Source organism: Providencia rettgeri (assembly GCF_013702265.1).
Lineage (GTDB): Bacteria > Pseudomonadota > Gammaproteobacteria > Enterobacterales > Enterobacteriaceae > Providencia > Providencia zhijiangensis.
This window is the reverse complement of record NZ_CP059348.1, coordinates 531,508-553,813: the sequence shown is the minus strand read 5'-3', so window position 1 is coordinate 553,813 and position 22,306 is coordinate 531,508. Positions and strand designations below refer to the sequence as shown.

The window sequence follows — 22,306 nt, the reverse complement described above, 5'->3', positions numbered from 1 at the left end:
TATCATTCAATAGTTAATACCTATCAAATTAACTTTATTGATCGTTTGAATATCATAATTAAATTTATATAACATTAATTATCAATGAATTAAACAACCAAATTCATATAATATAATTAGCTAATAATTTAAAAATCTGCTTTCTTTCATCATTATAAATTATTAAAAATAATATTATTTAAAATTAAAAAAAGAGAAGGCAATCCAATTATAAACACTGAAAATAATAACTTAATAAAATCTACTCTAGATTAAAAAAAACAATATCAAACATAAAACCTTAATGTTTTCATAAAATATGAAAATAAACTTAAATAACTCATTTTTTGTGTTTTATAAATTCAATTAATAAAAGTTTAAATATAATTTAAATTCATTAATCTCAGCCATGTTCATCATGACAATTTTTCCATTATCCATATCATGCTTAAACTATGCATATCGTGCACTTTTCATTTTCTAATATTAACTAGAATAAATTAATCCGTTAGGATAACGAAAAAAGGAGCCAATAATGAAAACTCAGTTTTACAGCTACCAACCTCAACAAGGTCATGGGCTTCCCCATGATCCTATTCCCTCATTAATTGGTCCGCGCCCTATTGGTTGGATCTCCACATGTGATAAGCGAGGCAACACCAACCTTGCGCCTTATAGCTTCTTCAATATTTTTAACTACTCCCCCCCTATTTTGGTCTTTTCAAGTGTTGGAAAAAAAGATTCCGTCACCAATGCTATCGAAACAGGTGAGTTCGTTTATAACCTTGCGACTCTTGAACTTGGGCAGCAGGTCAATTCAAGCAGTGCGATGTTACCTCACGGAGAAAGTGAGTTTGACCTAACTGGGCTTTCCACCTTACCGTCTACATTAATTACTCCTCCACGCATCGCCCAAACGCCTGTTTCCATGGAGTGTGTGGTCACTGAATATCAACAATTAAAGCGTGCAGACGGCAGCCTACTGGATACGTGGATGGTCATGGGGGAAGTGGTGATGGTGCATATCGATGAAGCCACCTTAGAGCAAGGCTTATATAACAGTGCCCGCCAAAAACCTCTGATGCGGGCGGGGGGACCTGCGGATTATTACTGGATTGAAGAGCAACAAAAACTCGAAATGTATCGCCCTAAATAACGTAAAAAGCCTTAGGCCAGTTTCTATCACGCTGGCCTAAGATGCGTTATTTGGGGACACAGGTATACACCCAAGCAGGTGGAAAGTTGCGATATACGCGTTCCTTTGTAAATGAAAAATAACGCGAAAATAACGCCTCACAGCCTTGAGTATACTGAAATAACACCAATTTACCCTGATGCTTTATCAGGCTCTGACGCACCTGTTTTAATATCCGCATACTGGTTTTTTTATTCAGGGAAAGAAAAGGAATTCCTGAAATAATCAAATCATAATCACCCAATAAATATTCTGCAGAGCAGGGATTAACCGCCACTCTCGGGTCATCAATCTGATTTAAAATATCAAGAAAATCACGATTAATTTCATAGAGATCTAAACGTGTTTGCGCCGTAATTTTATTCACAATATAGCGAGTCATCACGCCATTACCCGCGCCAATTTCCGCTATCTGGTTGCACTGCGCCCAATCGATATTATCGACCATGGTATTGCATAACCAACGAGATGATGGGAATACCGTTCCCATCGAAGCTGGTGATGCAATGAAATTCTTAACATAGAGCTGGTAATGATTTTTATGAGAAAAAAATGATTCCGCCATGCTTCCTCCTGAATCAGAAGTACCTTTTCTATTTCCTTAAGTTGATGCTCCACATTCACCGCAAAAATTGGCATTTGGGTCTACGGCTCTTTGGCATTGTCGGCATCTTATCTTTTGAAGATTTTGCCCCTGTGAAAAATAATTATCTTCGCTTCGACCATCATTGTATTGATAACCCCCGCCGTGTTTACCTCGAGAGTCATGTTGACTTCTAGAACCATGCTTAGAACTACTGCCATGTCCTGAATGACCTCGATATTGACTATCGCGTTTCGAGTCATAGCGATTTCTACCGAGATTAAATAACCAGCTGAAAATTGACATAATAAATATCCTCCACCGTTATTCTTGTCTCGAGTATAAACCTTAGACTTAACTCCAAAGACAACAGTAAAGCTTAATAATTACAATAAAAAACCATTTATTACGTAAACTGAATCTCGCTGTTTTTTCATGACACAAATGGTGAAGAGCAAAAGCTTTTCTTAGGATTTCAGCAATGAAGTTCCATAGGAATTATCAATCACACATAGCCACCTACCGTCGATCAGTTTAAAAACGTAGGTGGCATCTCGCACCGTGTTAAATGACGTACCGTCTTGCATTTGCGCACTCAAAATGGTTTCAGCCAAGACTAAGGCACAATCTTCACCAAAAATAACTTTCACCGCACCTTGAGACACTTGCAGGCTGTGATTAAAAAATTCAGCGATGGCTGAAAACGCTTTTTTTAGGCTCTCTTTTCCATGGACATGTAAACCGTCTTTCACCACTAATGAGCCATTCTCAGAATAAAAATTCATTAAATAGCTGAAATTTTCTTCTGTGATAGCTCGATCCGCGTTAGCAATTAGGGCTTCAAGTTCTTGCGTATGTTTTTGAGTATTTTCGAAAAGATTCATAGAGGGCTCCTTGTTGAATGCTAACCAGACAAGGACAAAAAACCCGCCTTATCTGGCGGGTTGAGGATGCAGCAAACTCCCACCAGTTAAGTGATGGTCATCATAATAATGAGGTGAGCTACATGCTGTGACATAATTTTTTCCTGAATATAATTAGAGATTACATTATCAGCTATCTATCTACAGTCAAGTCAGGATGCTCATAATTTATTCACCTCCAGCATCATTTCGTTTATTGCGATTTTCGTTTATTTCGATTATTCTCTGATCGGTTTTTAAACATTTTTTCTAAGCAATTGATAGCAATTAACCTTATAAGTAGGAATAGCAATGACACACTCAATTCTTAATAGTATGAGCCTCCCGGCTCCAAAGGAGATTGAGGCGGCAGTACGCGGACAAAGAGAGCTTGCAACTTATCTCTCCACTAAGTTAGAAACCCAGCAAATATCCATTAAAGATGCTGATGACAATATTCATCAAATTGAGTTACCAACATCAGCACTCACATTGTTAATGGCTATTTTGGGTGAGCTAGCAGCAGGTAATGCAGTACAAGTTGTTCCCGTACATGCAGAGCTAACAACGCAGGAAGCGGCTAATATTCTTAATGTTTCTCGCCCACATATGGTGAAACTGCTAGAAGAAGGTAGACTTCCTTTTCATAAAACAGGTCGTCATCGCCGTATTCTTTTTGCAGATTTAATGCAATTCAAAGCTCAACGAGAGAAAGAGAGCTTACAGGCAATGCAAGCGCTGGTAGACCAAAGTCAGGAGCTTGGTCTTTACTGATGATCCATTCCCCTTTTCCTGTTGTACTAGATGCATGTGTTTTATATCCATCCCTTTTACGGGATTTACTCATGCATCTAGCCATTACAGGCCTGTATCAAGCAAAATGGACCGATACTATTCAAGACGAATGGCAACGGAATCTACTCAGTAACCGTCCTGATTTAGCCCAAAAACAGTTAATCAGAACCGCCTCACTAATGAATAATGCGCTACCAGACGCTAGAGTCAGTCAATATGAACCATTAATTGAAGGTATTGAATTGCCCGACCTTAATGACCGGCATGTTGTTGCTGCAGCCATAAAATGCCATGCAAAAATCATTGTGACGCTCAATCTAAAAGATTTTCCAAAAGAATCTATGGATCAATTAGAAATAGAAGCCTTGCATCCAGATGAGTTTATTTCAGACTTATTTGATTTAAACCATGCTCTGGCTTTATCCGCTGTGCGCCGACAACGACTCAGCTTAACAAAGCCAGAAATAAATATTAACGAGTACTTTGCCGCCTTGTTACGCCAAGGATTGCCGATGACAGTCAAAGCACTCGAAAAATACCAGAGCATGATTTGATATACAAAAATCACAAAAACTAGTGTTTTGAACTCTTATGGTGATTTAATGTTTCTTCTTTTAAATCAAGCTCATCACGTAAGCGATGATACACACGCTCATTGATGTTTTTCCCTTTACGCATTTGGTATAGCGCTTCACGCTTCGCTTTCAGAGCCGAATCTGACATCGAACGTTCCATTTCGATCATTCTATGTAAATCAAACACATCCGATTCCGTTTCATCCGTATTATCCAAACGGCGACCATAGATTTCTAACAGTTGAGCACCCACTTCGGTACGCATCGCAATTTCATCCATATCGTCAGAAGGGTGATTCATTAATTCGCGAATATGCGCCATTGCGGCTTCATTTAATGCCAAACGTGCACGAATTTCATCGTTATCGTAAGGTAAATCTTGCACCAAACCTTTGGTTAAAATCGGCAATGCGATACTAGCAATTAACAACGAACACAGGATCACGCCCATCGAAAGGAAGATAGCCACATCACGGTTAGGGAATAATGACCCATCTGGCATTAAGAATGGCAATGTTAAAATACCTGCTAAGGTAATTGCCCCGCGAACCCCAGCTGTTGCCATCACTGCCATCATACGGATACGCACTTCATCTGCCTGCTTTCCACGACGACGATTGTGGAAAACGGTCAAGGTCATTGATATCCATACCCAAGCAAAACGCAGCGCACCTAATGCAAGGGTGATAACCGCAACATACACAAACAACATCCAAGGATGGCTAGCACCTGCGGCTTCGGCTACCTGCGGTAGGTTCGTCCACATACCCGGTAGCTGCTCACCCAGCAGAATAAAGATCATGCCGTTTAAGCCTGTCTGTACCGTGTCCCAAACGGCCTTACTTTGCATACGAGTCGCTGCTTGCATACGCCCTGCGATTTTTTCGTAGTGCATCGCAATACCCGCAACAACGGCGGCAAGGATCCCAGAAACATGCAGATGCTCAGCCAGCAGATACGCTGTAAATGGCATCAATAGGCTAATCATAATTTGGATAGCCGGCTCTTCACCCGTACGCTTGACCAAGAATTGGTTTAACCAGCCGATTGCCCATGCGACTAATAAACCAATCGCTATCCCACCAAATGCCACCAGCACAAATTGGCCCGCAGCAGATGCCAGAGAGAACTCCCCCGTCAGCGCAGCCACAACCGCAAAGCTAAAGCACACTAAGCCCGTCGCATCATTGAGTAGAGATTCCCCTTCAAGAATGTGCGCCATACGCGATGGCAGTGGCGAATTCACTGTCATTGCAGATACCGACACTGGGTCAGTTGGGGAAAGGATAGCCGCCAGTGCAAAGGCAACCGCCAGTGAAATCGTTGGGATCAGCCAATGGATAAAGAACCCCATCCCAATAACGGTGACGACCACCAAGCCAATCGCCAATGACATAATTGGCTTAATTTCTTGGAATAAGGCTTCTTTTGGAATTCGCCATCCATCAAGAAATAGCAATGGAGGAATAAATAAAAATAGAAAAAGATGCGGTTCGAATTCCACTGTAAATCCATATAACGACAAGGCAGCCCCTAGCGCTATCTGGATAATGGGTAATGGAATGATGTCTTTAAGTAATCGAGAAACAAATACGCTCACGATGACTGCAAGTAAAAAAACGAGTACAAGTGTCACTACTGACATTGAGTGCTCCATAATGGTTTATCTTAGTTATCTGCCTTGCAGTAAATAGATAAATCAAATCAATGTAAAGCATCAATTTATTACCGAATAAAAAAATAAAACAAATCAAAAACTACGATAGCAATCATTGTGTTACAGGATATTACTTAATTTCCAATACATTACATTTCTATTCAATACACTAGTGTTTTATAAGGATTTAATCTGTTCTTCTGTTATAAATCCTTATCACTCATCAAAAACGGATAATTCCGAGTATTTCAATGTAACTTATCTATTTGATTTCTGGGCTATGTCTATCAATCAATTCTTGTAAAACTTGCTTGAGCATTTTGCTTTTACGAACACCAAGAGGAGCCAAAACCTGCCTTTCGTGTTCTTCCGCAGCAATCAATAACCCTTCGACTAGCTCGACACCACTCGACGTCACACTCACGAGAGTCACACGGCGGTCACTTCCCGTATGGTTATTGTGGCGGATCACATGCCCTTGCTGCTCTAATCGTTGTAATACCCGCGTGATTGTTGGTTGCTTACTGACAGTTTTTTGCGACAGCTCGGTGATCCCCATCGAACCATTATTCGCTAATGTGGAAAGCACTCTCCACTCCAAAACCGATAGCCCATTAGCTTCCACAACTGCATGAAATTCAGATGAAACTAGCATCCATGCCTGCCCCAAAAGAGCAGGCAGGTAATTATCAACGAAGACTTTCGATTCAGGCATCAATTCCTCTTTTCTCGCTTCTGGTTTTATGACATTAGAAGCTAGCAGAGTAGCAGAAGGAAACCGAACTCTTAACATAATTTAACTAAAATCTTCCGCTAAGTAGCGAGCCAAAACCATCCACTCGCGTATCTAGCCCCAATTTTTTTAGCATCATGTAGGTTGTTGCCACAGACGATGACAACACTGGTAAACCCACCCTATTTTCAATCAGTTGAATCGATGGTAATGATGGCATTTGCACACAAGCCGATGCCACAATCGCATCCACATTGGTGTTCAGCTTTTTGGTGATTTCCACTGGCGCTAATGGGTTTTGTCTGCCCACTTCGAGGTTGTCAGGGATCTCCAACGAAATGCTATCCACCACTTCAATACCTTCATGTTCAATATAGTCGATGACCATTTGCGTTAATGGCTTCATGTACGGCGTCAAAATCGACACTTTTTTTGCGCCAATGGCATGTAACCCTTCGACTAATGCGCCTGCACTGGTGACTACTGGTGCTGGATGCCCGTTATCGATAGTGCACTGATGAAGGCGTTTTTGCGAAACACGATGGTAGCCCTTCCCCATGCTCATAATAGCAACCAAGCAGGCATACCCTAATACATCAACATCGGCATCTGAAAGCTCAATGGCACAACGGTCACTGTCTGAATCCATCTTTGCTAATTCATCTTTGGTGACTTTCTGCATACGCATACGGCTAGAGTGGAACGTAAAACGCTCGGCAAACATCGCTTCACGGGCGCGCAATATGGCCGGAATTTCAGTTTCCATCGTGGTATTTGATGAAGGCACAATCTGACCAATACGAAATGTACGTGCTAAGCTCATAGTCCTTTCTCCACTGAAGAGTCATCCGATTCAGCAAACTGATTAAGTTCATCAACATCTTGTCCACTATGATGGAAACGAGCTGCCGTTAATGGGCGTCTATTGACCTGTAAGTCAAAGATATCAAAGCGATTATAGTGTCCTGTAATATCATGCATTTGGCGAGGTTGAATACAGCGATTCAAATCAATTTCAGCGTATACAATGCCTTCTTTATCAATCAATGGTTCCCCGATCACTCGACCATCGGGGCCGATAATGCCGGAAAACGCGCTATTTTGACGCGCGAGCAACTCACGGGATTCAGGATGCGACGCAGCCATAGCTTCAACTATCTCTTCAGAAACTGTTGAACACGAAATGATGGTAAACACTTTACCTTCAAAGCAGTGAGCTGAAGCACGTAAACGAATCGCATCCGCCATGTCATAATCTTTTGGTGCCACTGGCAATGCAATATAACTGGCAATATGAACCAATTCGCCTTGAGCCAATAACGAGAAGCGCGCCAACGTATTGGTATTTTCGCCACATGCCAGCGCCCCTAAAGGCCCAATACTGGTTTGGTGAACTTTCAGCGAGGAGGCATCCCCATTTGCCCACGTCAATTTTTCCGCCCACGTTGGGACTAATTTACGGTGACGCCCTAAAATTTTACCTTCATCAGAAATCGTTACTAAAGTGTTGTATAGCGTGGCAATCCCGTTCGGATTACGCTCATTCACACCCACCACCACGTTGATATGGTGACGAGCAGCGGCTTGGGCGATTCGTTTAATTTCAGGCCCCGGAACTTCAATGGCAGATTTGCACAGTTTCTCAAACCAAGGGCTGCCATCAATTGGGTTCATCACCCAGCTCCAATACGGGTAGCCTGAGACAAACACTTCAGGAAATGCCACTAATTTGGCACCATTATCAGCCGCTTCTTCAATCAACCGACACACTTTATCAACTGTCGCATCAGTATCGAGGAATACAGGGGCGGCCTGTACTGCCGCCGCCTTAAATTGAGGTAGATTCAACATGTTGCTATCTCCCTTGGGTTATACCGCAACCACTGGATGGCGTAATTCACCGATTTTTTCGACATACGCTTCAATCACATCACCCGGCCATACCCACTCTTGTGGAGAACGACCCGCACCAACCCCTTCAGGAGTACCCGTTGCGATAATATCCCCCGGCTCTAAGGTAATGCCTTTGCTGATATCAGCAATTAACGCATTCACGTTAAACAGCATGTGGCGAGTATTGGAGTCTTGCTTGGTTACACCGTTAACTTTCAAACTCAGATTCAGTGAGTGAGGATCAGGAATTTCATCAGCCGTTACGATGCACGGGCCAAATGGTGCGTAAGTATCCTGACCTTTTGAGTAGATCCATTGACCCGCACGACGGCAATCACGCGCACTCATATCAATCATTAAGCTATAACCGAACACATAATTCAGTGCGTCTACTTCAGAGACCCCTTTAGCACGCGTCCCCATAATCACCGCCAATTCCACTTCCCAATCCAGCTGCTGAGTGATTTTACTGTTGTGCTCAATCGCATCACCTGGGCCAATCACCGTTGTTGGCGGTTTAGAAAAGATAACTGGCTCTTTTGGTAGCTCTTTAGAAGTGTCCAGCGTACGGCTTGATTCCGCAACGTGTTCAACATAGTTCAAACCGATCCCAAAAATGTTTTTTCTTGGACGTGGAATTGGCGCTAGAATTTTTACGTTCTGTACTGGCCATGCCGTTCCCGCAGGAAATTGGCCTTTATGTGCGTTTAATAATTCAGTACCTGCACGGATCCCTTGAGGGCCTAAATCAATAAAATCCAGCATATTATCAGGGAGATATTGACCGTTCTCTTCCGCTAATCTCGCTAAATCCACGACTTGCTCGTTAACAATCGCCCCTAAACGTGCTGCTGCGGTAACATCTGAACGGTAAGTAATAAGACGCATAATTTTTCTCCTTGAGTCAGGTCTTAAGACCTAACTGAAATCTTCACGTAAATAATTAAAATCAATAATCGGAATAAATAGCTAAAAAAATAAATAGTTAGAACAAAAACTTAGCTAATCACTTTTTGGTGCCCGTCATTGTCCACAAGCGCCTCTTCATAATAGAGACCAAGGGAGTGCATCACTGGCAAGTCGTTAAAACAGAACAGGCACGCATCTTCGCTCTGGGATGTATTCACATGTTCGTGGAACATCCATGATGGCACACAGAAAATATCTCGCTCTTGCCAGTCAAAGCGCTGCCCATTAATAATCGAATACCCTTTTCCTTTCGCCACTTGGTAAATAAAACTGCCCGTATGACGATGAGCTTTACCGACAAACCCAGGGCGTAATAACTGCATACTAGCCCCAATCGTTGGCATCACAGGCCCGCCCGTTAATGGATTGGTGTAGTTCATTAAAACATCATCAAACACCGAGCCATCCGTCACTTTTGCAGCGCGTTGCAATGCTTCATAAGTTGGCCCCCACTGATATTTGAATAATGGCGAATACGGCTTATCCCATCCCACATGGTGTGGGCGCAATGCTGTCGCTCCCCACATACCAACGGGATAATCAATTGGGCGAGTTTGCGCTTGATGTAAATCAGGGTGAACCTTGTAGAAACCCGCTTCCATCGCATTGACTAATGGAATATCGAGACCATCCTGCCAAATACACGGTAGTCCGCCTTCTTCCACCCCATGTTCATGCCAAGTACCGTTAGGCGTTAGTACAAAATCATTGGCTTCTAGAATCATTTTTTGCCCTTCCACAATGGTGTAGGCGCCACGCCCTTCCATAATGAAACGCAATGCTGATGATGAATGAGCATGAGCAGAAGCCGCTTCCCCCGGATGCATCACCTGTAAACCGGAATACAACCAACCCACCGCAGCTGCCACATCTTGACGACCAGGGTTGTTTAAGTAGATCACACGGCGCCCCGCTTTTTCCGGGGTCACCAAATCCACCGAACGCAAAACATGCTCACGTAAATCTTGGTAGCGCCATAACACAGGCACAGATTGAGATTTTGGCTGCCACGGCTCAATTTTGTTGGCAACCGTCCACAATGCACCTGTTTTGAGTTCATCTAACTGCTTGTAATACGCCAACAACTCTGGTGTATCTTCCACATCTGCGCGTCCTGCGACATTTTCTCTGTATTGGTCATGGGACTGAATTTCATGGGAGTGGGCTGTCATGGTGTTTCCTCCTCTCGCATTTGCGCCATTAACGGCTTTTCGATTGTTGGATTAATTGTTGGCGACCATACTCATAAGGCGCTGGCCACGTGACTGAATTCCACCCAAAGCGAGCACACTCATGGAGTAACCAAGCAGGGTCGGCAAGGAGTGGTCGAGAAAGCGCACAAAGATCTGCTCGCCCTGACGCGATAATGCTATTCACTTGATCCGCATCAGTGATCGCTCCGACGGCAATTACCGGCACCGATCCTTCGTTGCGAATACGATCCGCCATTGGGGTTTGATACATACGCCCATAAACTGGCTGCTGAAGAGGAGAAACTTCACCCGATGAGCAGTCGATAATATCCGCGCCAGCTTGATGGAGAGCTTGCCCAATCAGTACAGCCTCATCGACTGTTGTGCCGCCTTCAACCCAATCTGTCGCAGAGATACGCACAGACAGTGGCTTATCGTCAGACCATACTTTTCTGACCGCGCTCACTACCGCTAGCGGGAAACGCAGACGATTTTCTAACGACCCACCAAACCCATCGGTACGCTGGTTAGTTAACGGAGAAATAAAGCTTGATAGCAGATAACCATGCCCAGCTTGCAACTCTAACCAATCAAAACCAGCTTGATCCGCACGTTTTGCGGCCGCCACAAACTGATCGATAATCGTCACCATTTGGGCTTCGGTTAGCTCAGTGGGTGTCTGTGAAATTGAAGGTAAATAAGGTAATGGTGATGCGGAAACTAATGGCCAATTACCTTGTTTCATTGGGTGGCTTTCTTGCTCCCAGCCGCGCTGTGTTGAACCACGACGCCCAGCATGTCCTAGTTGGATCCCAATTTTCGCATCCGTTTTTTGGTGTACAAATTGCGTTACATTTTTCCATGCCGCCACTTGCGCATCATTCCAAATTCCTGGGCAGCCTGTCGTGACTCGTGCTTCAGGAGAAATCGCCGTCATTTCCGTCATAATCAGGCTAGCCCCACCTAATGCGCGACTACCGATATGTACCAGATGGAAATCACTGACTAGCCCATCCGTTGCGCAATACAGCAAAGTTGGAGACGCTATCACACGGTTTTTCAGTTCCACATTACGCAAGCGAAATGGCGTCAACATTGGAGCGACTTTTTGACTAGCTACCTGCGTTGGTAAACCCGATTTTTCGGCAAACCAGTTTTCATAATGGGTTAACCAGTTACTATCACGCACACGTAAATTTTCATGAGAAATGCGCTGAGAACGGGTTAATAAAGAGTAAGCAAACTGCTCAGGATCGAGGTTTTCATACCGCTGCACGTTTTCAAACCACTCGGTTGAGTTACGCGCCGCATTCTGGATTTTCAGCACTTCGACACTACGAACTTTTTGGTAGTGCTCAAGTCCTTTGTGCAAATCTCCTTGAGTCGCTTTCAAGCTTTCGCACAGCTCAATCGCATCTTCCAGAGCCAGTTTTGTGCCTGAACCAATAGAGAAGTGAGCGGTATGAGCGGCATCCCCCATCAGCACTACAGGAACTTCCTTGCTGCTTGTTGGCTGAGTCCAGTGCACCCAGTTATCACAGATCACGCGAGGGAAGCGGATCCAAATCGCGGCACCACGTAAGTGCGCTGCATTGGCAATCAGTTTTTCACCATCCAGCCACGGGGCGAACAGCTTCTCACAGTAGGCAATTCCATCTTCTTGGGACATTTGGTCAATACCCGCTTTCAACCAAGTTTCTTCGGTGGTTTCTACGATAAATGTGGATAAGCCTTCTTGGAATTGATAAGCGTGAACTTGGAACCAACCGTGTTCATTTTCCGCGAACAAGAAGGTAAATGCGTCGAAAATCTTTTTCGTTCCTAGCCAAACAAAACGGCAACGGCGTTGATCAATATCGGGTTTGAAGATATTTTCATAGCGAGTACGGACTGCGCTGTTGATCCCGTCAGATGCAATCACCAGATCCGCATCATATTGACGTGCAATTTCTTGGTCATCCGCCACTTGGGTTTCAAATACCAACTCCACACCCACTTCAAGGCAGCGATCTTGCAAGATATTGAGAAGCTTTTTACGCCCAATACCGATAAACCCATGCCCACCGCTGCGATTACAGCTGCCTTTAAAGTGAATGTCGATATCATCCCAATGGCTAAATTCAGCACTGATCGTTTCTGCTGAGACTGGATCTGCTTTGCGCAAATTACTTAATGTGGCATCAGAAAATACTACGCCCCAACCAAAGGTGTCATAAGGGCGGTTACGTTCAACCACCACCACACGGTTACTTGGGTTTTGTAGTTTCATCAGCAACCCGAAATAAAGCCCTGCGGGACCGCCGCCGATACAAACGATATTCATGGAGTTTCTCCTTTATTACGTTGTGCCATTACACCGGTTGCTGCTGGGTTAAGGCGCTATACAGTGCTTCAGGAATTGGAATAGCCTGATGCGTAATCAGTGATGTAGTGACATAAGTTTGCGTCACTTCCATGCGCAACTCGCCATCAAGGCTGATACAGCGTTGACGTAAAGTCAGTGATTTACCGCCTATGCGTTCGACATGCAGCTCAAGCTGAACATCATCCCCCATACGGCTAATCGCTTTAAAATCCGCCTCTAAATGCACCGTGGGCAAACCAAAGCGCTGATCGAGGATGTACCCCGCAAATCCTTCAGGGAGTAGTTCATCAAACCAACGCTCAATGAGGTTGTTAAACATCACGAAGTATTGCGGGTAAAACACGATCCCTGCGGGATCACACTCTGAAAAATTGATCCGATGGTTTTGAGAAAATGTCAGTAAACTCATGATGCTATCCTTATTCCATCGCCAAACGCTGACGGCATTTTTTCAACTCATTACCATGTTCATCCGCCAGCGCCGCTTCACGTAATTCACGTAAATTAATCGGTGCTAGCTGGCTACCATGACGTTCAACAATCTCCATCAAAACTTGGAAATTGCGCAATCCACGAGCATGAGTGTCGCTATACCCCTTCACCACTCTCTGACATTGCGCAATTTCGGTTGCCAAAGCAGGGTTACTTTTTGCGGCTTGCACGACGGTGGCTAGCCATTTTTCAATGCGATTATTTTCAAGCTGATAACGCAGCGTTGAGCGACGCCCTCTGCGCCATGCGGCTAGCACGTACAACTGTAAGAATCCCCACAAGGAACTGGTAGTGATTGTTCGTCCCCTTTGCGTCAATTTGCGAACGGCTTTGTGTACCCAATGTGGTTTCATCAACCAGTTGCCTAAACTTTTGGGAAGCGTTTCGCAAATCTCTTCGATTCTTGGATGCATAAATTCATTGATGTCGAGCAATTGGTTATCTTTCGCTTGGACTTCACTGCGTACTCGGGCAAAGCGGCTATCGCGAATTTTTAAGTCCGCAACGCGAATGGTGTCTTCATAAGACATCCACAGCGCTAAGTGGCGCACTAGCGCACGTTGTAAACGCGGGTCATCACCGCCTTTTTGCGCAAACAGCCCTTGTAATCGGTTGAGATACGTTTCGGCATACGCAGGGTCTTGATAATCAACCAGCCGACGAACACCTTCGGTCGCAAGGTAGTGAACATGGTCAGGAAACTGACTTTCAATCCGAGAAAGGAGAGCAGCTACATGCTTGTTTTTTGGCGTTTTTTCTACCGTTTTTGCAGATTCTGCTTGATAAGCTTCTTCAGGCTGAGCCGCTTTTTCAGCACCCAATGCAAATGCCCGCAAGCTCGGTTTCACACCAACGCCACCACGAACGATGGTTTCTTCAAATTGTTCACGGCTAAAGGGCAGAACCCCCGAGCCAAACAGCGCTCCAAACAGTACAGCACTGATCACGCTGCCACTCTCTTGCGCCGCTTGCGCCATATCAAAATGCACAAACTGACGGGCGGCTTGCCCCGCATGGCGGATCAACGCTTGGCTATCCACTCGCCCATCCCCCATAGCCGATTTTTCTGCGATGGAATAAACCCGATGGGTCGAACTAATCAGCGTGGTACGCTCCGCAGTCACAAAGCCACGTTGTACAGCGCGCCCAGCCTCCATCAGCTCTGAAGCCAACACCACATCCACATCACCGGGCATTGGCATTAACGCTAAAACAGGTGAAGGAGTTTGCGGGTTATCAGCACCAGGGAATAATTCAACATAATAAATTGTTGCCCCAGTACGCTGTGCCACGCCTGGAACAGAAGTGGTTTGCGCAAAATAACCGTTATCTTCGCCAAGATTGACAATCCAATCGGCGAGAACGCCACCACCTTCACCGCCCATCGCGAGGATGGCGATTTTGATCGGCTGCAAAGCCATTAGCGGTTGAGAAGTCATTAACGGTTTAGAAGTCATTAAAGATTGAGTCATGTGCCCCCCTAAAAACTCAGTTGTTCACGGCGGCGTGCATCACGACGCTGCAAGAAGCCAATAAACCAGCCGCGAACACGGTGGCGCAGTTTGTCCCAACCATTTGGATTGGTAATAATCTGAGCTTTAAAGAATGAAGGACACAGCACTGCTGCATGGGAGACTTCACCGCACAGCCCACAGCCTACGCAACTATCCATCACTGTCGCGACTGGATCTGTCCGTAAAGGATCTGGGTTAGGTTTGATTGATAAAGATGGACAACCCGATAAACGAATACAGGAGTGGTCTCCCGTGCAAGTATCTGAATCAACACCAAAACGTTCACGGACAACTCGCTTGCCTGCTGAAACATCTTCACGGACTTTTTTCTTTTCGCGACGCTGCTTGTTCAACATACATTCGCTTTGCGCAATTAACACTTTAGGACCGCTTTCTGTCGTCGTCAGCGCCTCACGCAAGGTGTTCGTCATGGCTTTTAAATCGTAGGTACGGGTGATGGTTTTCACCCAGTTCACCCCAACACCTTTAACGGCTTTTTCAATCTCATGACCAGTACTGCGAGTCGGATTTAGCGCCGTTGACGACAAAATATCTTGTCCACCCGTTGCTGAGGTATAACTGTTATCAACAACAATGGTTAAGTTATCGCTACGGTTAAATACGCTGTTAGCAATACCGCTGGTTAACCCGTTATGCCAAAAACCGCCATCTCCCATCACAGAAATCGCCCGTTTACCCGCCTTCGCGTTGAGTGCAGCAGCACCCGCGCCACCCAGCCCGTAACCCATTGTGGTGTTACCGAGGTTAAATGGCGGCAGAATCGAGAATAAATGGCAGCCAATATCCGCACTCACATGGTGTTCGCCTAATTCACGCTCAATTAGCTTCATTGCAGTAAAAATGGGTCGTTCAGGGCAGCCAGTACAGAACCCTGGTGGGCGCGCATGTACCGTTTCATTCAGAGTAGGTTCCGCAGCGTTCACATATTCAGGCAGGTCATCGTCGGCTTTCACGGCCGCGACATTAATGGTTGGAATACGAATCTGATTTGCAGCCGCTTTCACTTGTGGCTCAATTTTGCCATAGCGTTCGAAAAATGAACGCAGCCCCGCCAATACCGTCGCGGTGTTATATTCTCCCGCCATTGGCAGCATATCCTTGCCATGCAGCGCCACATCAATATTGCGTTGACGTAAAATATTCGCCACGTTTTGCTCAACAAAGTTGGGTTGCCCTTCCTCTAAAACCAAAATGGCTTTTTTATTGCGGCAAAAGCGTTCAAATTCATAATCAATCAGCGGGTACGCTACATTCATGACATACAACGGGATTTTGCTATTACCAAAAACGTCGGCGAGACCAATCTGGTTTAATGCGCGGATCAGCGTGTTGTAGTTGCCACCTTGTAAGGCGATCCCCACATCTTCGGCATCTTCCGCAAAAAATTCGTTGAGTTCACGTTGCTGAATAAATTTGATGGCAGCAGGCCAGCGAGCCTCAATTTTCTCTTTTTCATGTAAAAAACTGGCTGGCGGTAACACGATGCGGCTCACGTCACGAGTTGGGTTTTCTAACGCATCTTTGACCGTAAATTTAGGGTGTTGGTTATCAGAGCATGTGAACTGTCCATGAACATGGCAAGAGCGAATGCGCATTTGCAGCATAACTGGGGTATTACTGGCTTCGGAAAGATCAAAACCATCTTTAACTGCTTGAACAATACAAGGTAAATTAGGCCGAGGGTCGAGTAGCCACATTTGGGATTTCATAGCAAATGCGTGGCTACGTTCCTGCATGATGGAGGAACCTTCGCCGTAATCTTCGCCGACGATGATCAACGCACCACCCAGTACTCCGCCAGAGGCTAAGTTTGCTAATGCATCAGAAGCCACGTTAGTACCAACTGTTGCTTTGAATGTCACTGCACCACGTAAAGGGTAATTAACCGATGCGGCTAAAGTCGCGGCGGCAGTGGCTTCACTGGCGCTATTTTCGAAACGAATACCATAGTCCGATAGGATATCCTGCGCATCTGCCAGCACATCCATCAAGTGGGAAATGGGTGCTCCCTGATAGCCTGCCACATAGGAAACCCCTGATTCGAGTAATGCTTTCGTAACGGCAAGGATCCCTTCACCGCTGAAGACTTCACCTTCACCCTGCCGTAATTTTTGAACTTCTTGAACAAACGAGCGCTCAGCCATTTTAACCTCACCAGTCAACGTCAGCACGTTGTTATCTTTTTTGTGTTTCTTTCTTGTATCTCATTTGTTAATAAACGGTCAATCCATGATTAATCATGTATATTAGATTTTTGCAGAGAGTGGATAAGGGGTGCATAGAGCGGACAAAATCATTGTAAAATAATGAAAAAATGTCAGGGAAAGGGACGACTGATAAGAATCACCACCAAAGAAAGCCATGGCTAATTTCCCTAATTAATCAACTAATAATCCTAATTATCCCTTACAAATATAAGGGTATTAGAGTATTCCTCTAATAAAAAATGAAATTCCACCATAGATAACTTTTTGCTTAACTAATAGGTAGAGAAATATATAAAACAATATGAATAATCATATATTTAAAACTAACATTTAATAAAAATAACTTTATTTTTTAGTTTGTTATAGAAATCACAATCAGTGAATTCTCTCTATTTTTTTGCAGTATTCGGATAGTTTTTGCACAAATATGGCTAGGTAAGCAAATTCCTTTATGCTATGTTCGGAAGCACAATTGGTTAAAAATTGTTTAATGAAATGTTAACAAAATCGACCTGCGTGATAAGTCGAAGATAATAAAAAAATAACAATGAGATATCGAAATATCCCATAGTGCCCCTCGAGGATTCTAGCTTATCGCGACACTCGCTAGGCAACCTATCAAGGGCACAGTGTTTACTTTGGAGGCACCTCCTTATGTTGAGCAATTCATGGCCTTACGCACCTGCACCTCAGATAGAGAACCAACTCTGTTCTTCTGAGCGATTATTATTCAGTTCAGCTGATCCTGAAGAGATCAAATCCATGGTGGGTCGCGTGATGAAGCCCCATCAATTTCAGTTACTTAACCCGCATCAACGTCTTGATGCTCGAATGCATTACATTCCAATGGGGGATATTTCCCTCAGCCGCCTACGCTATGGGGCTGATGTGGCTATCACTCCCGGGCAACTGGAAGATTTTTTTCTGGTGCAAATGCCATTGTCAGGTAGTGCAATGATCGAAAGCGGCGGGAAAACCTTAGAATCCACACCGCAGATGGCTTCTTTACTTAGCCCAGAAGAGTCTACGGTGATGCGTTGGAACAGTGATAATGACCAATTTATGCTGAGAATTTCTCGTTCTTTATTAGAGCGTACGTTGGTTGGGCAACTTGGGCATACCTTAGAGAAACCGTTAGTTTTTGAATTAGGGTTTGCTTGGCAGTCTTGTATTGCATGGCGTACGTTGATGAATTATTTGGTTGAATGCGCTACGCGCACGCCTGATTTACTGCAACATAAGCTGATAACCACCCAAGTAGAACAATTGGTTTCTGTCACTCTACTTTCCACCCACCAACATAATTATTTAGAAGATTCCGGTATGCGCCGTGCCACCATTCGCCCGCGTCATGTGCGCCGCGTTCAAGAGTATCTCGAAGCACACGCCCACGAGCCAATTACCGTTGAACAACTCGCCCATATTGCTGGCGTCAGTTTGCGCAGCTTATATGCTGGTTTTAAAGAGTTTTTAGATATTAGCCCAATGCAATATTTACGTGATTTGCGTATGGAGCGAGTTAGAGCCGAATTGATGTCAGGGGAAGCCACCAGCGTGACTGGCGTAGCATTGCGTTGGGGATTCGCCCATATGGGACGGTTTAGCGCAGAATATAAGCAACGCTATGGAGAGAGTCCAAGCCAAAGTATGAAAAAAGCGTAAATTCATGTAGTAAAACCAGTCTAGATTAAAATGACCGTATGGCTGATTAGCGAGCTGTACGGTCATTTTTTCATATATGGAAGACTCGACTACCACCTGAAAATGAAAATAGGTAATAGGAATTATGTACTTCAATATCAGCAGCCTTTCGGCTGCCAATATTGAAGAGGAAGGAATTAAAACGGAATAGATGCTTTGAGGTAAATTTGTGAACCTTCTGGGCGATTTTTCACAGAAAAATCCTTCTCCCACTTTGCCGTAAATAGCCAACCTTGTGGGTTTGCATAACGGATTGAAGGACCCACAGCGAAGGCTTGAGCCTTACCTTGTGCTGAGTTTGGACCGCTGTCATTGGTGGTTTGCATAAATCCATAGCCCCCAATACCCGCGACCCAGCCATTACCAAAGCCCCAGCCTAATGCATAATCGGCGTGGAATGCTTGCCCTGAACGCGTGTCCGTATCATTGTTACGGAAATTAAAGTCATACATCATTTTTAAATCCGCGTTCACCCCGACAGGTGGAATGTAGCTGATTGCCCACACTGGCTGTAATACCCAGTAATTTTTCCCTAAACTTGATGGGTCAGTTTTACTGTATTTTCCGGTTGGTGCGTAAGCATCCAGCCCTAAGACATAATGCAAATCAGCGGAAGGATGGAAACCGAGTGCGGGGCCGAAAGTAATATCCCCAAGTCCACGACTGGTTTCTTTATTCCCTGCTGCCTTTGCCGTCACATCCAACAAAGGAAGAATGGTGTGAAACGCTAAATCGCCACCAAACACTTTTTGGTCAGTCACCCAGATAAAGCGTGGTGCGAGTACGTTCACATTCACACTAAAACCGGGGATTGGAATTTTATCGCCTTTGTTGTCACGAACACTGTCATAGTGGGCATTTCCACCATAGACCAGCACATGAACACCTTGCGGTGGCAATGCGCCAGACATAAAGTTTTCTAGCCCATCAGGGTAGATCCCAAGACCGCCCCCTTCTGTTGCCACAGCACCAAATGACAGTGCACCCAAGCACGAGCCGACGAGCAGCTTATTCACCATTTCTTTATTCATCATTTACCTGCCGCTGTAGTGGTTTTATGATATTTTTTATATGTTTACTTTTATGTTTGCTGTGTTTGTCTTGCCTTGAATCGACTAAAGCCTATTCTCTATTACCGCTTTTTCTTCGCTGCTAATTTCTCAGCGACTAAATACCCAGAGCCCCCGCCAAGACCGGGACCCGGATGAGTTGATGCCCCAATATGGAACAGATTTTTGACTGCCGTTTGATGCGCTTTGGTCTGCCCTGAAGCGGCAAACGGTCGCAACCAAAAGAATTGATCTGGCGAACAGGTTCCTGAATACGGATCCCCACCCACCAGATTGCAGTTATAACGTTCGAGATCGGCGGGGGAAATCGCCTTGCGGCCAACGATCAAATCAGACACACCGGGCATCACTATTTCCAAACGCTGTTGAATGCGATCAGCGACTGCTTCACGCACCTCATCATTCCAGCGTCCATCTTTAGGGATCGCAATTTCTCCCGCCGCATCCCCTTTAAGATGGCGAGGTAATTCTTGCATTTGGATCCACAAGATCCACCCGCCTTCAGGAGCACGGCTTGGGTCTAATGTGGTGGGTTGACCGATCCCAAACGTCGGGCGATCCGGCAGATAGCCATTATTGGCTTGCGTAACCGACATGCACACTTGTTCCATACTCTCCGTGAAATGAACCAATGGCACATTGAGTAGTTCAGGGTTGCACCAAGGCGGTGGCGCACTTAGCGCAAAGTGGATTTGCATCCCACCGCGACCATAACGATAGCCTTTCGCCCGCTGCTTCACTTGTGGCGAAACCTCATCAAGCAAGCCGCCATATAGCTGAGTTGGCGTCACGTTACACACCACACTTTCGCTCGCAGGGATAAACTGCCCATTCACACGAACCCCTGTGGCACGGCTATTTTTACCGCTGCCTTGTGTGATGATCTTCTCCACATGAGCGCTGGTACGTAACTCGCCACCATGTTGCTCAATCACTTTGGCGAACGCGTCAACAATTCGGTAGCTGCCGCCTTTAACAACGGGCATGCCACCCGCCACAACTGCGGCAAACGTCAGTTTGCCAATCAGCGCCGAGCTGGCTTCATCAGGCCCTAACCCTGTATGCAGCACCCACGGTGCCATCAACGCACGGCTGAAATCATGCTGTAATTCCCGCTCAGACCAGCGACGAAAACTTTCCACGCCGGATTTAGCGAAATCCAGCAAACCATCAACCCCGCGTTTGCGCCACTCGGAAAACAGTAATTTGAACATGCCACCACTGTAAGGATTTTGTCCTAATAGACCAAATGTCAGTGCGGCATCTTCGCTAAACAGTTTTTCGGCCATTTGACGAAACGCTAAACCGTCACCGGGGGCGAGAGCATCCAGCTGTTTGGCGGCCTCAGCAATATCTCGCTTTAATGCCACTGATTTTCCATTTGGCTGCACCAATCCAGTGGAATAGTCGCATTGCGCGAATTCCAAACCCTGTTTTTGAAGCAATGGCGCTAACTCTTGGTAGCCAGGGCTACCAACGAACAGTGAATACCAGCAAGAAAGTAGGTCGTGAGTGTAGCCTTCAAATAACGCTTCGGTACGAATACAACCGCCAAGGCGATCGTTACGTTCTAGAACCAAGACCGATTTCCCACGCACCGCCAATAAGGCGGCGCACATCAGCGAGTTCATCCCGCTGCCGACCACGATCACTTGGGGGTTGGATAAGGTCGCCATACCTCACCCCACCAGCGCAAGCACGCGTAATGGGCTGCCCGAGCCGCCTTCAATTTTTAGGGGCGCTGCGACGATCACCACTCCAGTAGCCGGTAGTTGGTCGAGGTTTTTCAAGCATTGCAGGCCGTATTTATTGTTGCCGTGCATTAGCGTGTGGCACGGGTATGGCACAGGCCAGCTGTAAGATTGCCCTGCATCGGTATTGATGGTTTCAACCCCAAAGCCTTTAACGTCACGTTGGTGGATAAGCCATTCAACCGCTTCTTGAGAAGGCCCCGGCGTATGAGCGCCATCTTCGCGCATATTCACGTACGCTTCTGGGTTATCGGATTTTTTCGACCAATCCGTACGCAGTAAAACCCATGCCGCTTTTGGAATTTTGCCGTGTTTCTCTTCCCATTTTTGCAGGAAGTCCACAGTTAAGACCCAATCGGGGTTTTGCGCGACTTCTTTACTTGCATCAACCACTACCGCTGGGGCAATAAAGTGGTGGAGCGGGATAGTATCAACGGTGTTTTTTGGCTGATCTTTACCGCTGATCCAGTGAACGGGAGCGTCAAAGTGGGTACCCGTGTGTTCGCCGCAGCTAAAATTATTCCAATACCAAGCGGGGCCGTTTTCATCATAACGGGAGATTTGCTCCATTTTGAATGACCACACTTGCCCAAACTCAGCTGGCAGTTGCAATGCTGGAAATGAAGGCGATAAAGTTTGTGTCAGGTCGATAATCTGAATATTGCCTTTTTGTAACTCGCTGGCGAATGACATCAAAGTTTGCTGTTCCAT

At 45.4% G+C, this 22,306-nt stretch carries 20 protein-coding genes; 4 read left to right on the top strand and 16 right to left on the bottom strand.

All coding sequences use genetic code 11. The annotated features are described in order from the left end of the window. Positions 1–514: 514 nt before the first annotated feature. Positions 515–1,135 (top strand): flavin reductase family protein, encoded by a 621-nt coding sequence (locus H0913_RS02485; RefSeq protein WP_154602051.1) that lies wholly within the window; start codon positions 515–517, stop codon positions 1,133–1,135. A 46-nt stretch (positions 1,136–1,181) separates the two neighbouring features. On the opposite strand, the gene H0913_RS02480 is transcribed toward H0913_RS02485, so the two are convergent. The 3 genes from H0913_RS02480 to H0913_RS02470 all read right to left on the bottom strand — a co-directional run bounded on the left by H0913_RS02480 (position 1,182) and on the right by H0913_RS02470 (position 2,641). Further along, entirely contained in the window at positions 1,182–1,739 is a 558-nt protein-coding gene (locus H0913_RS02480; RefSeq protein WP_154602050.1) for a class I SAM-dependent methyltransferase, read from the bottom strand. Positions 1,740–1,775: 36 nt separating this feature from the next. After that, positions 1,776–2,063 (bottom strand): zinc ribbon domain-containing protein, encoded by a 288-nt coding sequence (locus H0913_RS02475; RefSeq protein WP_154602049.1) that lies wholly within the window; start codon positions 2,061–2,063, stop codon positions 1,776–1,778. Between the two features lie 161 nt (positions 2,064–2,224). Beyond that, the gene (locus H0913_RS02470) at positions 2,225–2,641 is read right to left on the bottom strand and encodes a YybH family protein (RefSeq protein WP_181477934.1); all 417 of its coding nucleotides are present in this window, start codon (positions 2,639–2,641) and stop codon (positions 2,225–2,227) included. 330 nt (positions 2,642–2,971) lie between these two features. On the opposite strand from H0913_RS02470, the gene H0913_RS02465 reads away from it, so the two are divergent. Continuing rightward, positions 2,972–3,433: a helix-turn-helix domain-containing protein gene (locus tag H0913_RS02465; RefSeq protein WP_154602047.1), complete on the top strand. Its 462-nt coding sequence runs from the start codon at positions 2,972–2,974 to the stop codon at positions 3,431–3,433. Between the two features lie 71 nt (positions 3,434–3,504). Next, complete coding sequence (locus H0913_RS02460) at positions 3,505–4,008, top strand: PIN domain-containing protein (protein WP_230089106.1); 504 nt, start codon at positions 3,505–3,507, stop codon at positions 4,006–4,008. A 19-nt stretch (positions 4,009–4,027) separates the two neighbouring features. Here H0913_RS02460 and H0913_RS02455 read toward each other — a convergent pair whose 3' ends face one another. From H0913_RS02455 to H0913_RS02410, 10 genes are all read right to left on the bottom strand, one after another. Continuing rightward, on the bottom strand, positions 4,028–5,674 hold the full coding sequence (locus H0913_RS02455; protein WP_154602045.1) for a Na+/H+ antiporter: 1,647 nt from the start codon (positions 5,672–5,674) through the stop codon (positions 4,028–4,030). A 274-nt stretch (positions 5,675–5,948) separates the two neighbouring features. Continuing rightward, positions 5,949–6,401, bottom strand: a complete 453-nt coding sequence (locus tag H0913_RS02450; protein ID WP_036955244.1) for a MarR family winged helix-turn-helix transcriptional regulator — start codon at positions 6,399–6,401, stop codon at positions 5,949–5,951. An 85-nt stretch (positions 6,402–6,486) separates the two neighbouring features. Next, a complete protein-coding gene (locus tag H0913_RS02445; RefSeq protein ID WP_154602044.1) occupies positions 6,487–7,242 on the bottom strand; it encodes an Asp/Glu racemase in 756 nt (251 codons plus the stop codon). Continuing rightward, on the bottom strand, positions 7,239–8,270 hold the full coding sequence (locus tag H0913_RS02440) for a carbon-nitrogen hydrolase family protein (RefSeq protein ID WP_154638652.1): 1,032 nt from the start codon (positions 8,268–8,270) through the stop codon (positions 7,239–7,241). Before H0913_RS02440 ends, H0913_RS02445 begins: the two co-directional genes overlap by 4 nt. Before the next feature lie 18 nt (positions 8,271–8,288). Next, on the bottom strand, positions 8,289–9,200 hold the full coding sequence (locus tag H0913_RS02435) for a fumarylacetoacetate hydrolase family protein (RefSeq protein ID WP_154638653.1): 912 nt from the start codon (positions 9,198–9,200) through the stop codon (positions 8,289–8,291). A 110-nt stretch (positions 9,201–9,310) separates the two neighbouring features. Beyond that, positions 9,311–10,453 (bottom strand): cupin domain-containing protein, encoded by a 1,143-nt coding sequence (locus H0913_RS02430; RefSeq protein ID WP_154602041.1) that lies wholly within the window; start codon positions 10,451–10,453, stop codon positions 9,311–9,313. A gap of 28 nt (positions 10,454–10,481) precedes the next feature. After that, positions 10,482–12,797, bottom strand: a complete 2,316-nt coding sequence (locus H0913_RS02425; protein WP_181477933.1) for a bifunctional salicylyl-CoA 5-hydroxylase/oxidoreductase — start codon at positions 12,795–12,797, stop codon at positions 10,482–10,484. A 28-nt stretch (positions 12,798–12,825) separates the two neighbouring features. Next, positions 12,826–13,248: an acyl-CoA thioesterase gene (locus tag H0913_RS02420; RefSeq protein ID WP_181477932.1), complete on the bottom strand. Its 423-nt coding sequence runs from the start codon at positions 13,246–13,248 to the stop codon at positions 12,826–12,828. A 10-nt stretch (positions 13,249–13,258) separates the two neighbouring features. After that, a complete protein-coding gene (locus H0913_RS02415; RefSeq protein ID WP_230089105.1) occupies positions 13,259–14,803 on the bottom strand; it encodes an indolepyruvate oxidoreductase subunit beta family protein in 1,545 nt (514 codons plus the stop codon). A gap of 8 nt (positions 14,804–14,811) precedes the next feature. Next, a complete protein-coding gene (locus tag H0913_RS02410; RefSeq protein WP_181478654.1) occupies positions 14,812–17,010 on the bottom strand; it encodes an indolepyruvate ferredoxin oxidoreductase subunit alpha in 2,199 nt (732 codons plus the stop codon). A gap of 717 nt (positions 17,011–17,727) precedes the next feature. Here H0913_RS02410 and H0913_RS02405 point away from each other — a divergent pair. Further along, the gene (locus H0913_RS02405) at positions 17,728–18,735 is read left to right on the top strand and encodes an AraC family transcriptional regulator (RefSeq protein WP_154602038.1); all 1,008 of its coding nucleotides are present in this window, start codon (positions 17,728–17,730) and stop codon (positions 18,733–18,735) included. 176 nt (positions 18,736–18,911) lie between these two features. Here H0913_RS02405 and H0913_RS02400 read toward each other — a convergent pair whose 3' ends face one another. The 3 genes from H0913_RS02400 to H0913_RS02390 form a co-directional block, all read right to left on the bottom strand. After that, entirely contained in the window at positions 18,912–19,808 is an 897-nt protein-coding gene (locus H0913_RS02400; RefSeq protein WP_154627248.1) for a SphA family protein, read from the bottom strand. A gap of 98 nt (positions 19,809–19,906) precedes the next feature. Next, positions 19,907–21,520, bottom strand: coding sequence for a phytoene desaturase family protein (locus H0913_RS02395; protein WP_181477931.1), 1,614 nt, complete (start codon positions 21,518–21,520; stop codon positions 19,907–19,909). 3 nt (positions 21,521–21,523) lie between these two features. Continuing rightward, positions 21,524–22,306, bottom strand: a complete 783-nt coding sequence (locus H0913_RS02390; RefSeq protein WP_154602036.1) for a cyclase family protein — start codon at positions 22,304–22,306, stop codon at positions 21,524–21,526.

Excerpts from the sequence above, each read along its gene's own strand:
- H0913_RS02400 (WP_154627248.1), bottom strand. The coding sequence starts at position 19,808 with ATGATGAATAAAGAAATGGTGAATAAGCTGCTCGTCGGCTCGTGCTTG.
- H0913_RS02435 (WP_154638653.1), bottom strand. The coding sequence starts at position 9,200 with ATGCGTCTTATTACTTACCGTTCAGATGTTACCGCAGCAGCACGTTTA.
- H0913_RS02390 (WP_154602036.1), bottom strand. The coding sequence starts at position 22,306 with ATGGAACAGCAAACTTTGATGTCATTCGCCAGCGAGTTACAAAAAGGC.
- H0913_RS02485 (WP_154602051.1), top strand. The coding sequence starts at position 515 with ATGAAAACTCAGTTTTACAGCTACCAACCTCAACAAGGTCATGGGCTT.
- H0913_RS02460 (WP_230089106.1), top strand. The coding sequence starts at position 3,505 with ATGCATCTAGCCATTACAGGCCTGTATCAAGCAAAATGGACCGATACT.
- H0913_RS02445 (WP_154602044.1), bottom strand. The coding sequence starts at position 7,242 with ATGAGCTTAGCACGTACATTTCGTATTGGTCAGATTGTGCCTTCATCA.
- H0913_RS02475 (WP_154602049.1), bottom strand. The coding sequence starts at position 2,063 with ATGTCAATTTTCAGCTGGTTATTTAATCTCGGTAGAAATCGCTATGAC.
- H0913_RS02430 (WP_154602041.1), bottom strand. The coding sequence starts at position 10,453 with ATGACAGCCCACTCCCATGAAATTCAGTCCCATGACCAATACAGAGAA.
- H0913_RS02465 (WP_154602047.1), top strand. The coding sequence starts at position 2,972 with ATGACACACTCAATTCTTAATAGTATGAGCCTCCCGGCTCCAAAGGAG.
- H0913_RS02450 (WP_036955244.1), bottom strand. The coding sequence starts at position 6,401 with ATGCCTGAATCGAAAGTCTTCGTTGATAATTACCTGCCTGCTCTTTTG.
- H0913_RS02425 (WP_181477933.1), bottom strand. The coding sequence starts at position 12,797 with ATGAATATCGTTTGTATCGGCGGCGGTCCCGCAGGGCTTTATTTCGGG.
- H0913_RS02455 (WP_154602045.1), bottom strand. The coding sequence starts at position 5,674 with ATGTCAGTAGTGACACTTGTACTCGTTTTTTTACTTGCAGTCATCGTG.
- H0913_RS02395 (WP_181477931.1), bottom strand. The coding sequence starts at position 21,520 with ATGGCGACCTTATCCAACCCCCAAGTGATCGTGGTCGGCAGCGGGATG.
- H0913_RS02410 (WP_181478654.1), bottom strand. The coding sequence starts at position 17,010 with ATGGCTGAGCGCTCGTTTGTTCAAGAAGTTCAAAAATTACGGCAGGGT.
- H0913_RS02470 (WP_181477934.1), bottom strand. The coding sequence starts at position 2,641 with ATGAATCTTTTCGAAAATACTCAAAAACATACGCAAGAACTTGAAGCC.
- H0913_RS02420 (WP_181477932.1), bottom strand. The coding sequence starts at position 13,248 with ATGAGTTTACTGACATTTTCTCAAAACCATCGGATCAATTTTTCAGAG.
- H0913_RS02440 (WP_154638652.1), bottom strand. The coding sequence starts at position 8,270 with ATGTTGAATCTACCTCAATTTAAGGCGGCGGCAGTACAGGCCGCCCCT.
- H0913_RS02405 (WP_154602038.1), top strand. The coding sequence starts at position 17,728 with ATGTTGAGCAATTCATGGCCTTACGCACCTGCACCTCAGATAGAGAAC.
- H0913_RS02415 (WP_230089105.1), bottom strand. The coding sequence starts at position 14,803 with ATGACTCAATCTTTAATGACTTCTAAACCGTTAATGACTTCTCAACCG.
- H0913_RS02480 (WP_154602050.1), bottom strand. The coding sequence starts at position 1,739 with ATGGCGGAATCATTTTTTTCTCATAAAAATCATTACCAGCTCTATGTT.